Origin of the sequence: Arthrobacter sp. KNU40 (assembly GCF_051515115.1) — a bacterium.
GTDB lineage: Bacteria > Actinomycetota > Actinomycetes > Actinomycetales > Micrococcaceae > Arthrobacter.
On record NZ_CP195850.1, the window covers coordinates 2,984,588 to 3,000,360 of the forward strand.

General features: G+C 64.9%; 14 protein-coding genes and 1 pseudogene. 11 read left to right on the top strand and 4 right to left on the bottom strand.

Annotation, left to right across the window (positions count from 1 at the left end; translation table 11 throughout):
• Nucleotides 1–12: 12 nt before the first annotated feature.
• The 3 genes from ACSKT0_RS13755 to ACSKT0_RS13765 are packed head-to-tail and all read left to right on the top strand — an operon-like array spanning nt 13 to nt 2,189.
• Nucleotides 13–873: an ABC transporter permease gene (locus ACSKT0_RS13755; protein WP_437770300.1), complete on the top strand. Its 861-nt coding sequence runs from the start codon at nt 13–15 to the stop codon at nt 871–873.
• Nucleotides 874–900: 27 nt separating this feature from the next.
• The gene (locus ACSKT0_RS13760; protein ID WP_437770301.1) at nt 901–1,521 is read left to right on the top strand and encodes an L-threonylcarbamoyladenylate synthase; all 621 of its coding nucleotides are present in this window, start codon (nt 901–903) and stop codon (nt 1,519–1,521) included.
• 2 nt (nt 1,522–1,523) lie between these two features.
• Nucleotides 1,524–2,189, top strand: a complete 666-nt coding sequence (locus ACSKT0_RS13765; protein ID WP_437770302.1) for an alpha/beta hydrolase family protein — start codon at nt 1,524–1,526, stop codon at nt 2,187–2,189.
• Between the two features lie 21 nt (nt 2,190–2,210).
• Here ACSKT0_RS13765 and ACSKT0_RS13770 read toward each other — a convergent pair whose 3' ends face one another.
• The 3 genes from ACSKT0_RS13770 to hrpB all read right to left on the bottom strand — a co-directional run bounded on the left by ACSKT0_RS13770 (nt 2,211) and on the right by hrpB (nt 8,038).
• Nucleotides 2,211–4,388, bottom strand: coding sequence for an elongation factor G-like protein EF-G2 (locus ACSKT0_RS13770; RefSeq protein ID WP_437770303.1), 2,178 nt, complete (start codon nt 4,386–4,388; stop codon nt 2,211–2,213).
• Between the two features lie 113 nt (nt 4,389–4,501).
• The gene (locus ACSKT0_RS13775; RefSeq protein ID WP_437774030.1) at nt 4,502–5,254 is read right to left on the bottom strand and encodes a M50 family metallopeptidase; all 753 of its coding nucleotides are present in this window, start codon (nt 5,252–5,254) and stop codon (nt 4,502–4,504) included.
• Between the two features lie 69 nt (nt 5,255–5,323).
• Nucleotides 5,324–8,038, bottom strand: a complete 2,715-nt coding sequence (gene hrpB / locus ACSKT0_RS13780) for an ATP-dependent helicase HrpB (RefSeq protein WP_437770304.1) — start codon at nt 8,036–8,038, stop codon at nt 5,324–5,326.
• Between the two features lie 98 nt (nt 8,039–8,136).
• On the opposite strand from hrpB, the gene ACSKT0_RS13785 reads away from it, so the two are divergent.
• From ACSKT0_RS13785 to ACSKT0_RS13800, 4 genes are all read left to right on the top strand, one after another.
• A complete protein-coding gene (locus tag ACSKT0_RS13785; protein ID WP_078108763.1) occupies nt 8,137–8,322 on the top strand; it encodes a hypothetical protein in 186 nt (61 codons plus the stop codon).
• Between the two features lie 209 nt (nt 8,323–8,531).
• Nucleotides 8,532–9,362, top strand: coding sequence for a slipin family protein (locus ACSKT0_RS13790; RefSeq protein ID WP_437770305.1), 831 nt, complete (start codon nt 8,532–8,534; stop codon nt 9,360–9,362).
• A gap of 93 nt (nt 9,363–9,455) precedes the next feature.
• Nucleotides 9,456–9,914, top strand: a complete 459-nt coding sequence (locus ACSKT0_RS13795) for a hypothetical protein (RefSeq protein ID WP_437770306.1) — start codon at nt 9,456–9,458, stop codon at nt 9,912–9,914.
• Between the two features lie 136 nt (nt 9,915–10,050).
• Complete coding sequence (locus ACSKT0_RS13800; RefSeq protein ID WP_437770307.1) at nt 10,051–10,665, top strand: DUF305 domain-containing protein; 615 nt, start codon at nt 10,051–10,053, stop codon at nt 10,663–10,665.
• A gap of 107 nt (nt 10,666–10,772) precedes the next feature.
• On the opposite strand, the gene ACSKT0_RS13805 is transcribed toward ACSKT0_RS13800, so the two are convergent.
• Entirely contained in the window at nt 10,773–11,015 is a 243-nt protein-coding gene (locus ACSKT0_RS13805) for a hypothetical protein (protein ID WP_437770308.1), read from the bottom strand.
• 234 nt (nt 11,016–11,249) lie between these two features.
• Here ACSKT0_RS13805 and ACSKT0_RS13810 point away from each other — a divergent pair, with 234 nt between their 5' ends.
• From ACSKT0_RS13810 to ACSKT0_RS13825, 4 genes and pseudogenes are all read left to right on the top strand, one after another.
• Nucleotides 11,250–12,812, top strand: a complete 1,563-nt coding sequence (locus ACSKT0_RS13810) for a CehA/McbA family metallohydrolase (RefSeq protein WP_437770309.1) — start codon at nt 11,250–11,252, stop codon at nt 12,810–12,812.
• A gap of 123 nt (nt 12,813–12,935) precedes the next feature.
• On the top strand, nt 12,936–13,979 hold the full coding sequence (locus tag ACSKT0_RS13815) for an NAD(P)-dependent alcohol dehydrogenase (RefSeq protein WP_437770310.1): 1,044 nt from the start codon (nt 12,936–12,938) through the stop codon (nt 13,977–13,979).
• Between the two features lie 237 nt (nt 13,980–14,216).
• The gene (locus ACSKT0_RS13820; protein WP_437770311.1) at nt 14,217–15,575 is read left to right on the top strand and encodes an MFS transporter; all 1,359 of its coding nucleotides are present in this window, start codon (nt 14,217–14,219) and stop codon (nt 15,573–15,575) included.
• 47 nt (nt 15,576–15,622) lie between these two features.
• Nucleotides 15,623–15,727: pseudogene (locus tag ACSKT0_RS13825) on the top strand (hypothetical protein); the annotation flags it as partial.
• Nucleotides 15,728–15,773 lie beyond the last annotated feature (46 nt).

Below are 15,773 nucleotides of genomic sequence, written 5' to 3' on the forward strand. Positions count from 1 at the left end.
GAAACCAGACCTATGACCGCCGCGCCGGGCGGCCCGGCGTCAAACGCCCGGCCATCAAGCTCGTGGTCACTCATGGCCTCCGAGCTTTCGGTACTGTTCCGCCGGCTGCGGACGTGGGCCATGCTCCTTGCGCTCGCCGGGATTCCCCTCCTCATCGCCGCCGCGGTCAAGCTGAGCTCGCATCCCGTGGCCCCTGGGCGCGGTCCGCCGTTCCTGGATCGGATCACCCAGAACGGGCTTTTCGTCGGCGTCACGGCAATGATCGTCTCCGTGCCTTTATTCCTTCCGCTCACGATCGGAGTGGTGGCCGGCGACACGATTGCCGGAGAAGCGAATCTTGGCACGCTCAGGTACTTGCTCGTCGCCCCGGCGGGACGCGTCCGCCTCTTGTTGATCAAATACGCGTCTGCCGCGGCGTTCTGCCTGGCAGCGACCCTTACGGTGGCCACCGCCGGGGCGCTGGCCGGCGTCGCACTCTTCCCGGTGGGTCCCGTCACCCTGCTCTCCGGCGACACTATCGGCGTCGGCGAATCAGTAGTGCGTTCCCTGCTGATTGCTGCATACATCGCAGTGTCCTTGTTGGGTCTGTCCGCCATCGGGCTGGCGATTTCCACTTTTACGGACGTGCCGGTCGGGGCGATGGCTGCAACCATCGTGTTGTCCGTCGTGTCGCAAGTGGCCGACAACCTGCCGCAACTGGAGTGGCTGCACCCGTGGCTGTTCAGCCATTACTGGTTGGGTTTCGCCGATCTTTTGCGTCAACCCATCTCGTGGACGAGCTTCGGCGACAATGCCTTGCTGCAGGCGGGCTACATCGTGGCGGCCGGTGCGCTGGCTTTTGGCAAATTCACGAGCAAGGATGTCCTGTCCTGAAGTAGGGCCTGCCCGTAAGCTCGTGGCATGGCAAGATTCTTCGATGTTCACCCGCAGGACCCCCAACCACGCGCAATTGCCCAGGTGGTCAATATCCTCCAGTCCGGCGGGCTCATCGCCTACCCCACCGATTCCTGCTACGCTCTCGGCGCGCAAATCGGCAATAGGGAGGCCCTCGATCGGATCCGCTCGATCCGGCAGCTCGACAGCAAGCACCATTTCACCTTGGTCTGCAAGGATTTCGCACAGCTCGGGCAGTTCGTCATGATCGACAACGATGTCTTCCGAAGCATCAAGGCCGTCACGCCGGGAAGCTACACGTTCATCTTGCCGGCCACGAAGGAAGTGCCACGCCGTCTCCTGCATCCCAAAAAGAAGACGGTAGGCGTGCGGATTCCGGACCACATTTTTGTCCAGGCCCTGCTGGCCGAACTGGGCGAACCACTTCTTTCCAGCACCTTGCTGCTCCCCGACGAAGAAGAACCCTTGACCCAAGGCTGGGAAATCAAGGAACGCCTGGACAATCTGGTCGAAGCGGTGATCGATTCCGGAGACACCGGCGCAGAGCCCACCACCGTGGTGGACTTCTCGAGCGGCACGGCGGAAGTGGTCAGGCGCGGCACCGGCGATCCCTCCCGATTCGAGTGAGCATGGGCATCGCCGAATCCCATGTCACGATCGACGTCGACGGTACGGCGATCTCGGGTATCTACGCCCGGCCGGACAAACCGGTCGCCACCCTCGTTCTTGCCCACGGAGCCGGTGCGGGCATGGAGCATCCGTTTCTGGGCGGCCTCGCGCACGCGTTAAATGACGACGGCGTTGCGACTTTGCGCTTCAACTTCCCTTACCGGGAAGCCGGCAAGAGGTTCCCCGACCGGCCGCCTGCCGCGATCGCGACGTGGCGGACCGTCATGGCGGAAGCGGCGTCCCGTTCAGAGGGCGAACCGTTGTGGGCAGCCGGCAAGTCCTTCGGCGGTCGCATGGCGTCGATGGCAGTCGCCGAAGGCATGCCCGCCGCGGGACTCGTCTATCTCGGCTACCCGCTGCACCCGCCTGGAAAACCGGAGAAGCTCCGCGATGAGCACCTCTACGGGCTCACGCTGCCCATGCTCTTCCTGCAAGGCACACGGGACACCTTCGCGACGCCCGAACTGCTCGAAAACGTGGTGGCCCGGATCGGACCCACCGCAACCATCGAATGGTGGGACGGCGGCAACCATTCCTTTGAACGCGCAGGAGTCAAGACGAGTGCAGCTGACATCGGCGCGTCTCTCGCGGCTCCGTTGTCAGCGTTCCTTCGTAAGAACCGCTGAGCTGGATGCAGACGCTGAGCCTCAGGCTTTCGCCGAGGCAACGGCTATGCCGGGCGGCAGCGGCTCGTGCCGCAAGTACTCCCGGCGGAATCGTCCGCTGCCCGCCGTCAGTCCCCGCAGCACGATCGCGTACCGCAGCAGTTCCTGTTCCGGAACTTCGGCGCTGATCTCAGTACGCTCTCCGCCCACGGATGTTGTGCCGGTGACGCGTCCGCGGCGGGAGGACAGATCGCTCATGACCGCACCCACATGCTCGTCGGCCACAAGTACCGTCACGGCCGAAATCGGTTCAAGGAGTTGAATACTGCCCGCCGCCGCGGCCTCCCGCAAGGCCAACGCGCCCGCGGCCTGGAAAGCCGCGTCCGACGAATCGACGCTGTGGGTCTTGCCGCCTACCAGGATCACCCTGATGTCGACCACGGGGAAACCCGCGCGCACCCCCTTGCTCATCTGGGCCCTGACGCCCTTCTCGACCGACACAACATACGTTCCCGGGATGACCCCGCCAACAATCCTGTCAACGAACTCGAAGCCTCCCCCGCGTTCCAGGGGTTCCACTTCGATATCGCAAATCGCGTACTGACCGTGGCCGCCGGATTGCTTGACATAGCGCCCGTGGCCGGCGGCCTGGGCAGCGAAGGTCTCCCGGAGGGGCGTGATGACGTCCACGGTCTGAAGCTTCACCCCCTGCTCCCGCAAGCGGTCGAGAACTGCCTCCGAGTGGGCCTCGCCCATGCACCACAAGACCAGCTGGTGCGTCTCGGAGTTGCGCTCAACCCTCAGGGTCGGATCTCCTGCGGCTACCTTCGCCAGGCTCTTGGAGAGCGCGTCCTCGTCGCCGTGCGAGGCCGCTTCGATCGCCACAGGCATCAGCGGCTCGGGCATGTCCCAGGTTTCCACGAGCAACGGAGCCTCGCGTGCGGAAACCGTGTCTCCCGTCTCGGCACTCGCCACCTTTGCCAGCGCGCAAATATCCCCGGCCACGGCGAACTGGACCGGCCGAAGGCTGGACCCCAACGGAGAGTAGAGGTGCGTGATCCGCTCGTCACTGTCGTGGTCGGGGTGGCCGCGCCCGGCCAGGCCATGCCCGCCGACATGCACGGCAGAGTCCTCGCGAAGCGTCCCTGAGAAGACCCGGACGAGGCACACGCGTCCCAGGAACGGGTCAACCGTAGTCCGCACCACTTCGCCAAGGAGCGGACCGTCCGGATCGCAAGCCAGGGGTTCCATGGGCGTCCCGCCCAGGTCCGTCACCGTCGGGAGGCTTCTCTCGGTCGGAGACGGAAACGCCCGGGTCAGCACCTCCATCAGTTCGGCCGTGCCGACTCCGGTCACGGAGGAGCTTGCCAGTACCGGAAAGAACGTCCCCCGGACGATCGCGGTTTCCAAATCCTCCACGAGGGTATCGATGGGGACCTCCTCGCCGCCGAGGTACCGGTCCATCAAGGTCTCATCCTCGCTCTCGGAGATGATGCCCTCGATGAGTTCACCGCGGACACCCTCCGCGCCGGCCAGTTCCGCCGCTGTCGCAGCCCGGACCGCAGGTCGTGGTTCCCCGGGGGTGTACTCCGACACCGAGCCCGAAAGCAGCCCGAGCACTCCCGAAACAGCGTCAGCGTTTCGGACCGGCAAGTAAAGGGGCAGGACGGAATCGCCGAAGGCGGTCCGGCATTCGGCCAGGACAGCGTCGTAGTTCGCGCGCGGATGGTCAAGCCGGCTGATGACGACCGCCCGGGGCATGCCAACCCGCTCGCATTCACCCCAGAGGGCGGTGGTTCCGGCGTCGACTCCGTCAACCGCCGACACCACGAACAAAGCCGCATCCGCAGCACGCAGCCCCGCGCGCAGCTCGCCCATGAAATCGGCGTAGCCCGGAGTGTCGAGAAGGTTCACTTTGACGTCGTCGAAGACCAAGGGCGCCGCAGAGAGTCCGATGGATCGCTGCTGGTGGATAGCCGTCGCTTCGGAGTCGCTCACGGTGGTGCCATCTAGGATCGAACCCATGCGGGTCACGACGCCGGCAGCGTAAAGGAGTGATTCGAGCAGCATCGTCTTTCCCGCGCCGGAACGGCCAATCAGGACGACGTTGCGGATGTTTTCGGGCCGATCGGCCGGCGTCGAGGAAGGGTCCGCCCGTCGAAGATCAGGGTTGGTCCGGTTCGACCCCTTCGTCGCACTGCCTGGTCCTTTCACCGACATGAGCACCTCCTGCAATAGAAGCCGGATCCCCCGCGTCCTTTGCTAACCGATTCCACACCCTGGACCGGCCCACGGCAAGAGCAATCGAATCCGTCTGAGCCGAAACCCCAGTCTTAGGAGAGCATGCCCCATACCAGGCGAACTGAAAAGGCGGCGCTTGCCGCAATGACAACAGCGAAAGCCACCAGCCAGAGCAAGGACGGTACCCCCGTGGTACGGGCCAGGATGTAGGCATCCGACGACGCGAGCCGGTCCCGTCGACTGGTGTGGACCGAAGCCACCTTGAACCAATCCCGCACGGCGCCCACCTCAAGGGCTATGCCGAGTCCGAGCACCACATGGCTGACCGTGGAGGCGTTGGCGGACATGACAAGGAGTTGGGCAATCGCCGCGCTCAGGAGCGCCACGAAGATTCCCGTGAAGTTCCGCAGAAAGATCAGGGCGAGCAGCAATACCAGCGCGCCGATGGACATGGCCGCTCCCGACCGCCCTTCAGACACGGACCAGATGAGCGCCACACCTACCACCGCGGGACTCGGATATCCCCAGAAACCGGACCAGGCTGCGCCGAACTTACCGCGCCCGCTGCTCAGGAGCTGTCCGGAGTGGTCCAGCCCGATCTTGAGCCCGTGGACAACCCGCCCCGTCATGAGGGCGGCGAACGCGTGGCCCAATTCATGCACGAAGGTCACGTAGAGGCCAAACCAACGCCAGGTGGCCCGCGGGATGCTCAGTACGACGGCCGCAGCGAGGATGCCCAGCACAACCGGGGTCGCCAGGTTCGTGACCTCTGCCGTGGTGAATCCCCGCAGCACAGCCTGCCACCAGTCGTTGGCCAGGTCAGCGGGACGCAATTCCATGTTCATCACCGTCGCATCCTAAGGAAAGAGCCTGTGAATGCCTCCCAGGCCGCTGGAACCGCCTGCGAGCCGAGGTCACATCTTCCGTTTGGTCTTGGCCGTGGCGGGCGCGGTCCACGGATCTTCGGGCCAGGGATGCTTCGGATAGCGGCCGCGCATTTCCGCACGGACCTGCGCATACGGGCCGGACCAAAAGGAGGACAAGTCGTCGGTTACAGCCAGGGGCCGCCTGGCTGGAGAAAGAAGGTGGAACAGCACCGGCACCCGTCCGCCGACCAAGCGGGGCGTCTCTGCCCAGCCGAAGCACTCCTGCAACTTCACGGCCACTACCGGCCGGCCGTCGTCGTCCGCCGCGTCCGGATAATCGATCCGCACCCGCGAACCGCTCGGCACCTCAAGCCATTCCGGCACCAGCTCACCGAGACGGGCTGCCTCCGGCCACGGCAAGAGCCGCCGCAATGGCTCGGCCAAGTCGATCCCGCTCGTCGAGGCGCCGCCTGCGAGCGCTTCGAGTTCGGGCGCCAGCCATTTCTCCAGGCGGGACAGCAACGCGGGTTCGGAGACGTCCGGCCATGGATCGCCGAGTTCCCTGTGCAGCAAAGCCAATCGCCGGCGCAACGCATCGGCAGCCGGCGACCATCCAATGGTCCCCAACCCCTCATTCGCCAAGGCACGGGCTACGGCAGTGCGCCCGTCGTCGATGGAAGGCCGCACGGGCGTCGACGAAAGAACGATCGCCCCCAGTCGCCGCGCCCGCCTGGCGGTGACGCGGCCCTGCTTGAATTCGGCTTCCACCGTGTCGCCCAGGAGGTGGCTGGCGGCAGCTTCCGCCGCATCCGCTGCCAAGGGCGCAGCGGAACGGATGACGGCGCCGGTCCCTGCCGCGTCCCGGCCCTCCGCGCGGGACACTTCGGCGACGGCGAGCCATTCGTGGCCGGTGAGCGCGCTCCCGGCCGGCAGCCCGGCCCGTGTCCCGGACGTCAGCAGGTAGCGTTCAGGACCGGTGCCTGGAACGCGGCGCGCCACACGGTCCGGGAACGCGAGCGCGACGACGAACCCCAAGGCCTCGGCCGCGCTCGCCGGAGAAGACAGGCTCGCTGGTGGGGTCAGGGAAGGCCCGACGCCGGATCCCTCCTGGCGCGCGATCCCCTCCATCCGACGGACGTCCTCGGCCCAACGCCGGGCTCCTGGATCCTTGCCTGTCCGGAGCGTGGCCAGGAGGCGCGTCAGGTCGGCTCCCTGAGCCCGTTGATCGCCGGCCACGAGAGCCACGGCTTCGGCGGCCGCACGGTGCCCGACTGTGGCGGCACCATCCAGCAGTGCCCTGGCCAGCCGTGGATCGGCGGGAATCCTGGCCAGCGTCTTTCCCACGTCCGTGGCAAGCCCGTCCGGGTCGATCGCACCAAGTTCCCGCAGCACTTCCATTGCATCGTCCATCGCGCCTTGCGGCGGTGCGTCCGGAAGTGCGAGCCCCCGGCCACCCGGCGATCCCCAACAGGCCAGGACGAGCGCGGCGCCCGTCAGGTCGGCGGCCGCAATTTCCGGTGTGGGGTGGGCCGGTGCGGCTCCGTATGCTTTTTGCTCGTAGCAGCGGACCACTCGTCCTGGTCCTTGGCGTGCAGCGCGTCCGGCGCGTTGTTCGGCGGAGGCACGGGAGCACGAGACGGTGACCAAGCCGGACATGCCGCGGTTGGCGTCACGCCGCAGTTCACGGGACAGGCCCGAGTCGATGACCAGCCGCACTCCGGGAACTGTCAGGGAGGATTCGGCCAGGGCAGTCGTCACGATAATCCGGGGAGATCCGCCCGGCTCGCGGCCGGAGACCGCCCGGTCTTGTTCCGCCGGGCTTGCCTGGCCGTGAAGCTCCAATACCTCCGCGCCCGGTACCCTGGCAGCGAGGCCGGCGCGCAGCCGGGAGGCGACATATGAGACTTCCCACGCACCCGGGACGAAGACCAGGGCGTCGACGTCCGGATCGGCTGCGAGCGTGTCCGTGTACGACGCCGCGGCAGTCTCCGCCACATGGTCCAGGAAGGGGCGGGTCACGCCGCGTCCGTCCAACCGTGGACCTGCCGCGGGCGCCCAGTCCACGGTCAAGGGATGCAGCGCGGACGGACAGTCGACGACGGGTGCCGGCCCGCCGCCGTCGTGCTTTCCGTCTGCGCCTTCTCCGACGCCTCCAATCAGCGCGGCAAACCGTGGCGCGTCGAGGGTTGCCGACATCGCGACGAGGGTGAGGTCGTCCCGCAGCTGGCGGACCTCGATGAGCATTCCGAGCAACAGGTCTGTCTCCAGGCCGCGTTCGTGAACCTCGTCCAGGATCACAGCGCTGGCGGTCTCAAGCCCCGGATCTGCAAGCAGGCGGCGCAGCAGGATTCCCGGAGTGACGAACTCGATGACGGTCCCCGGCACAGTCTGGCTTTCACCGCGGACCGTGTAACCGACGCGCTCGCCGAGGCGGCTGCCGTCGAGGGCGGCGAGGCGGCGAGCGGCTGAGCGCGCTGCGACCCGTCGTGGTTGGGTCACGATCACCCGGGGGCGCTCCTTCCCTATGACGGCGCCGGCCGCGATGTCGGCGAGCGCGATATTGGCAAGCAAAGGCGGCACGAGCGTCGTCTTGCCGGTCCCCGGAGGCGCTTGCACGACGGCGGTTCCTGCCGTTCCTCCCGCACCGAGGGCGTTCGCGAGTTCCCCCAGCGATTCTCCGAAGACGAGTCCCACGCCGATCGTGTCCAGGTCGAAAGGGCGGTACGCGAGCGCGGCGTTCCGGGGAACGAGTGGAGATTTCACCCCTCCATTGTGCCTATATGCTGATCCGCTCCTGAATGGTGGACTGCTTGCCGAATCGGGAGGACGATTAAAGGGCAGTTGCTAGAAGGAGGTCTGTGATGTGCTACGGCTACAACAAGGATTTCCGGCGGGACACCAGGAAAGATGCCTCACAGGAACCCGAGGAACGCCCTGAGCCCAAGGTGGACGCGAAGGACTTCATGTTCTGGGCCTTCCCACGCCGCCACCGTGAGTTCACGAACGATCCGGAGCCGGTTATCGACCGGACCCGCGAAAGGGTCTAAGCCACGAAATTGAAGGGAACGTCCCGGAGGGGCGTTCCCTTCAATTTGTGGCCCTACAACTCGGCGAATCCAAGGTATTTACTGGAGATACAACGTGAGCGGGTTCGCCTGCCTCGCTGCGGAAATTGGGCTCCCTTTTCCCTCCACTGCCACCGAAGGATCTCCGCCATGAACGCGTCAGCACTTAGCGACGAAGCCGGTGGGCGGCCATGACAGCGGACGCCATCACCTGGCTCATTGTCTTGATTGTCCTGCTGGTCATCTGGTTCGCGATGGCCGTCCATATTGTCACGCAGTATGAGCGCGGTGTCCTGTTGAGGCTTGGGAGAGTCCAGGGCCTCCGGACGCCGGGGCTTGTGATCATCATTCCGTTCGTCGACCGGCTAAGGAAAGTCTCCCTGCGGATCGTCACCATGCCTATCCAGTCCCAAGGCATCATCACCCGGGACAACGTCAGCCTGGACATTTCCGCCGTCGCGTATTTCCGGGTGGTGGACGCCATCAAGTCCGTCCTCGCCATCGAAAACGTCTACGCGGCAATCGACCAGATCGCGCAAACCACGCTGCGCAAAGTAGTGGGCCAGCACACCCTCGACGAGACGCTCGCAGAGACGGATGTCATCAATGCCAACATCCGCCAGATCCTCGATGGACTGACCTTGGAATGGGGCGTCGAAGTGACCCTCGTGGAACTCAAGGACATCCAGCTGCCGGACAGCATGAAGCGCGCCATGGCCCGCCAGGCCGAGGCCGAGCGTGAGAAGCGCGCCAAGATCATCGCCGCCGAAGGCGAGTCTTTGGCCGCCGCTGCTCTGGGCATGGCTTCCGACACCATGATGGCCCACCCCTTGGCCCTGCAGCTGCGCAACCTGCAGTCCATGGTGGAGATCGGCGTGGACAAGAACACCACAGTCGTCTTCCCGGCGCCCTTGATGAGCACCATCGGCGAGCTCGGAGCTTTCCTTGCCCGCGAAGCGGCCGCCGCGAAAGCCGCGCAACCCCCGAGGACCATGACGGGACGGACTATGGCGGCAGGGTGAAGGCGGCAGGGTGAAACTGAACCGTGTCTACGCTCGTTGAACGCGTCGTATAGCCTGAGAACCGAGCGTACAAGCCACAGAAGGAGGAAGACCATGACCGACCCCCTGCGGGGCCGCGCCACCGCCTTCCTCCTCCGCATCGGCCTGTTGGCAGGACTGCTGTCGATCATCGCCGGAATCCTCGGGATGCATGTCATGGCGGGTGGGCACAGCATGCACGCCACCGCCGGTGCGAGCCAGGCCGCCGTCGTGAGCCCTTCGCATGGGGTCCACACATTCGCTGAACGTGCGTCGATGCCGGACGGAGCCGCAGTTCAACTCGCGGCTTCGCCACCCGCACCGTCTTGCACAAGCTCGGGCACCTGCACGGAGATGTCTTCCCTGCACGCCGTCTGCGTGCCTGCGCCGGGCCATAACACGCTGACAGCACCCCTACCCGGCGTCCCGCCCTATGCCAATGCGGTCACGGCCGAGGCTGGCGCCCAAGTCCCCGGCTATTCGCACCGCCCGGGAAGTCCTTCCCCGGGCGATCTCTGCATCAGCCGCACGTAGATTCCATTGCCGCACCGGGCTGCCGGCCCGCTGCACAAGACTCCACCCTGACGCGCCGCCCATGCGGTGGGCTTGCTGTGCGCGTCCCACGCAGCCGTACCTCTTGCAGGCTGACTGATTGAAGGACCCCAGAACCATGAGAAAAAACCTGACCCTGACCACTCTTGCCGTTGCCACGGCCATCTCGCTTGCCGGTTGCTCGGCCGGAACCGGCGGCAGCAGCATGCCGGGAATGGACCACGGAAGTGCCTCCCCGTCTGGCTCAGCCACGGAGAGCGTCGGTTCGCCCGCTGCTGGAGGCCACAACGCGGCGGACGCACAGTTTGCCCGGATGATGATCCCCCACCATGCCCAGGCCGTGCAGATGAGCGACCTCGCGCTCGCCAAGACCGGACTCCCTGCCCAAGTGACTGCGCTAGCCGGCAGGATCAAGGCAGCCCAAGGCCCGGAGATCGAGAAGATGACGGGCTGGCTCAAGGACTGGAACGAGCCGGCCGGGATGTCGGGTGCCCACAGCATGAACGGCATGGTGGGCGACGAGGACTTGAAGAAACTCGAGGCCGCCCAAGGCCATGAAGCAGCCAGGCTGTTCCTGACCCACATGATCGCCCACCACCAAGGGGCCGTGGCCATGGCACAGAAGGAAGGCACGGATGGTAAGAACGCCGATGCCCTCAAACTCGGCAAGGACATTGTGACGGCCCAGGAGGCCGAGATCAAGGAAATGCAGGCGCTATTGGGCGCTCTGTAGCCCGAAGCGCCCTGTATCCCAAAACACCCTGTATCCCAAAGCACCGGCCCACCTGGTTTTCCAGTGTGGGCCGGTGCCGGTGGCCTGGACGAGGGCGTCTTCCGGGCCTATATCGTGACGCCTACGGAGGTATCTTCCGCCGCGAGCAGCGCTTCCGCCACATCTTCCCTGAGGTGGTATTCCCTGGCGTCGACCGGATACAGGGAACCACTGACAACGTAGTAACCGCGGCCTTCGCCTGGCCCGCCGGCCGCGGCATCTATCGCGGCGATCATCCCCGGCGCCAAGGGCTTTTCTTTGCCTGCCTCGCGCAATCGTGCGAGGTCTTCGGCCTCAAGGCGACTGGTCAATCCCGGAATATCGCACATCTAAAAACACCGTCCTGTTCGGTACATGGGAATGGTTTGCGCCGTCGCCCCAGCCCTTGGTGCATGCCAAGAACAGTAAGGCCGGGCGTCGCTCATGGCAAGGGTCCAAACATGACCAGCCCACTAAATGGACGCCGCTTGCCTGCGCCCCTGGTTTCATGCTGCGTTCTTGGTTCCGTTGCCTACTGTTCAGTAACGGTAGGCAACATCGAGGGAGTGACTTCACCATGCAAAGCCCATTCGGGCGAAAATGTCTCCTTCTCCTCTACCCGGCGCGGCTTCCTGGCGGCTGCACTGACCGGCGCGGCCTTGACCCTGGCCCCGGTTTCGTTCGCGGCAGCCGCTACCGGAACCAGCAAGACCAAGACGATCACCGGCCATCTGGATCCGGGCGCCGCAGATTTCGTCTATTTGCCGATCGAGGTCCCGGCTGGCGTCAACAAGATCAGCGTTTCGTACACCTACAACAAGCCCCAGGTGGCCTCAGGCCTCCTCGGGAACGCCTGCGACATCGGAATCTTCGATGAGAAGGGCACCGACCTCGCCGGAAAGGGTTTCCGCGGCTGGTCCGGCGGTTTCCGGACCGAATTCAGCATCAGCGCCGGCGAAACGACGCCGGGCTACTTGCCGGGACCCATTGGAAAGGGCACCTGGAACGTCGTGCTCGGCCCCTACCAGGTAGCCGAGCAGGGCCTTGACTACACCGTGAACGTCACCCTTGAGTACGGACCCGACGTCGCTCCTTTCAAGCCCCAGTACCCGCCGCAGCAAATCGCCGGCCGCGGCGCAGCCTGGTACCGCGGCGACGCGCACCTGCACACCGTCTACTCGGACGGAAAGCGCACCCCCGAGGAAGTCGCAGCCGGTGCCCGCGCCGCGCGTCTCGACTTCATGATCTCCACGGACCACAACACTCCGGCATCGCACGGCGTCTGGGGACCGCTCGCCGGCAACGACCTCCTCATCCTCACGGGCGAGGAAGTCACCACGCGAAACGGTCACTACCTCGCGCTCGGCCTGGAGCCGGGCGAATGGATCGACTGGCGCTACCGGGCCCGCGACAAGGGGTTCGAGCAGGAAGCCCAGCGGATCCACTCCTCGGGGGGCATTGTTGTTCCGGCCCACCCGTACTGCCCGTATGTCGCCTGCCGCTGGAAGTTCGGTTACGACGACGCCGACGCAGTAGAGGTATGGACGGGCCCGTGGACCATTGACGATGAGTCCTCCGTCAACACGTGGGACTCAATGCTCGCCCACTCCGTTCGCACCGGGGGCCGGTGGCTCCCCGCGATGGGCAACAGCGACGCCCACAGCGTCCCGCAGGTCATCGGGTTCCCCCACAACGTGGTCAACGCAGCAGCGTTGTCCCGCGATGCCCTGCTTGACGGCATCCGCAATGGCCGGAACTGGATCGCCGAGTCGGCTGACGTCTCGGTGGACTTTCAGGTCACCTCGGGCGGCAAGAGCGCAACCGTGGGCGACCGGCTCAAGGTCGCGGGAGACGCCCCGGTCACGGTGACGGCGAAAATCGCCGGCGTGCCGAACGGCGTCGTACGCTTCATCACGGACGAAGGACAGACCCAGCAGGTGACGCTTCCCGCATCGGGCCAGGGAACCAGCACCTGGGTTACCACCCCGCAGCTCGCGGCGTACGTGCGCGTAGAGGTGCGGCACCCGAAGATCGACGGAACGTCCGGCAGCGGCACGGAAATGGGAACGGCCATCCCGCTCGGTCCCATGGCAGCGCTGACCAACCCGATCTTCCTGGGCGCCAGCTAGTCCACAACAGTCCGATCCAGTGAGGGAGTCCCTGCCAGTACCCCTACCAGCAGGGACTCCCTCGCCTTGGAATTCTCCTGTTGGATGGATAGTGCCAATCCTCCGTCCACAAACAGGAGAAAAATGCTGACCGTCAATGCTTACGCCGCCCCGTCCGCGAGCGAAGCCCTCGTTCCTACCACTATTGAGCGCCGCGACGTCGGCGCCCACGACGTGCTGATCGAGATCAAGTACGCAGGCATCTGCCATTCAGACATCCACACCGTCCGCGGCGACTGGGGCCCGCAATCCTATCCACTCGCGCCCGGACACGAAATCGCCGGAGTTGTCACGGAAATCGGCTCCGACGTGACCCGCCACAAGATCGGCGACCGCGTCGGTGTCGGCTGCATGGTCAACTCCTGCCGCGAATGCGAGAACTGCCGCAAGGGCGAGGAGCAGTACTGCCTCAAAGGCATGACCGGGACCTACGGCGCAGTCGACCGCGACGGGACCATCACCCAGGGCGGCTACTCCACCCACGTCGTCGTGACTGAGGACTTCGTGGTGCATATCCCCGAAGGAATAGAGCTCGACGCCGCAGCTCCCCTGCTGTGCGCAGGCATCACCACGTATTCGCCGCTCCGGCATTGGGGTGCCGGCCCGGGCAAGAAGGTCGGCGTCGTCGGACTCGGCGGGCTGGGGCACATGGCCGTCAAGCTCGCGCACGCCATGGGCGCCGACGTCACGGTACTCTCCCAATCGCTGAAGAAGATGGAAGACGGCTTGCGGCTGGGCGCCGACCAGTACTTCGCGACGAGCGAGCCGGCCACCTTTGAAGAGCTTGCAGGGACCTTCGACCTGATCATCAACACCGTCAGCGCCCCGATCGACATCAGCTCCTACCTTCAGTTGCTGGCGCTCGATGGCGCGCTGGTGAACGTGGGCGCGCCGGCGGAACCCCTGCCCGTCAACGTGTTCTCACTCATCACGGGACGGCGCTCCTTCGCCGGATCCGCAATCGGCGGCATCCGCGAGACCCAGGAAATGCTCGACTTCTGCGCCGAACATGGACTCGGCGCCGAGATCGAGGTCATCCCGGCCGACAAGATCAACGATGCCTACGAGCGGGTCCTCGCCTCAGATGTTCGGTACCGCTTCGTCATTGACGCGTCCACATTGGGCTAGGCGGGACGGGCAAGCGTAACGTCAGTGCGCGGGGCCCGTCCCTCCCCGTAAAGTCCCTGCGGGGCACGAGCAAGTGGCTTCGGCCGCCCGCTCGTGCCGCGCAGGGACTTTTTGCTGTCCTTTGGTAAGCGTTCACCGGCCAGTACCCATTTGGTTACAGTGGCCAACTACCGTCCTAGGTGTTCTACGCGCGTAGACCTCGCACCCCGTCACCTCATCAAAGGACCCGAACGTGCCATGAATACTGTCGATCTCAAAAAGCCCTCGGAACCCGACCTGCACTTTCAAACCCCCGAAGGCCGCGCCCGATTCAGAACAGCAATCATCTCCACCTGGCTAGGAACAACCATGGAGTACGTGGATTTCGCCTTGTACGGCCTGGCCGCAGGCCTGATCTTCGGCAACGTTTTCTTCCCGGGAAGCTCACCCGTTATCGCCCTCTTGTCCGGCTTCGCCACGTATGCCGTTGGGTTTCTTGCGAGGCCCCTCGGAGCCATCTATTTCGGCCGGCTCGGAGACAAGCGCGGACGGAAGTTCGTACTTGTCGCGACGGTGGCGCTCATGGGAGTTTCCACCACCCTAATAGGCCTTATCCCTGGTTATGACCAGATCGGTGTCGCCGCCCCGGCCTTGCTTGTCCTGCTCCGTCTCGCCCAAGGGTTCGGCGCCGGCGCGGAATTGTCCGGCGGTGCCGTCATGCTCGCCGAATATGCACCAGCAAAGCGCCGTGGCCTGGTGGCATCGATTGTGGCGCTCGGCTCGAATAGCGGAACGCTCCTCGCCTCGGCCATCTGGCTAATGATCATCCAGCTTCCCCAGCAGGAGTTGCTGTCTTGGGGCTGGCGCATCCCTTTCATCGGCAGTTTCATCATCACTGCAGCGGCGCTACTTATCCGCCGCTCAATGTCTGAGAGCCCTGTGTTCCTCAAGCAACAGGATCTCTTGGACAATTCGACGGAGGAGCAGGCGAGCAAACCGGCCGGTTCCTTCTGGTCCAGGCACAAAGCCTTCTTCATCATGGTTGGACTCCGAATCGGCGAGAACGGACCCTCCTACCTCGCTCAGAGCTTTGTCATCGGGTACGTCGCCAAGGTCCTGCTTGTCGACAAGTCCGTCCCGACGTCGGCCGTTCTCATTGCGTCCATCCTCGGTTTCGGCGTGATCCCGCTAGCCGGATTCCTTTCGGACCGTTTCGGCCGCCGGCTCAGCTACCGCGTATTCTGCCTCCTGCTGGTTCTGTACGCCGTGCCTGCCTTCGCGTTGCTGGACACGCGCGACCCGGCAATCGTCATGTGTGTCATCATCGTGGGCATGTGCCTGGCATCGTTGGGAATCTTCGGCGTCCAGGCCGCGTACGGCGTCGAACTGTTCGGGGTCAACCACCGCTACTCCCAGATGGCCTTGGCCAAGGAACTCGGCTCTATCGTCTCGGGCGGTACAGCCCCTTTGGTGGCCGCCGCGTTGCTGGCAGGGTTCGGCCACTGGTGGCCGATTGCCGCGTATTTCATCCTCATGGCCGGAATCGGCTTGGTCACAACCTTTTATGCCCCTGAGACCAAAGGCCGTAACCTCAATGAATTCGAGGATGCCGTCTGAGCAATTGCTAGAGTAACCGCCGGAGGAACATCAAACAGATAGGCACCATGCGACGAGATATCGGCAAGGTAACCCGAAGGGAAGTTGCGCTTGCAGCCGGAACATCTGAAGCCGTTGTGAGCTATGTGGTCAATAACGGCCCCCGTCCGGTTTCCAGCTCGACGAGGCAGAAGGTCCTGGACGCCATCGCGGAAACGG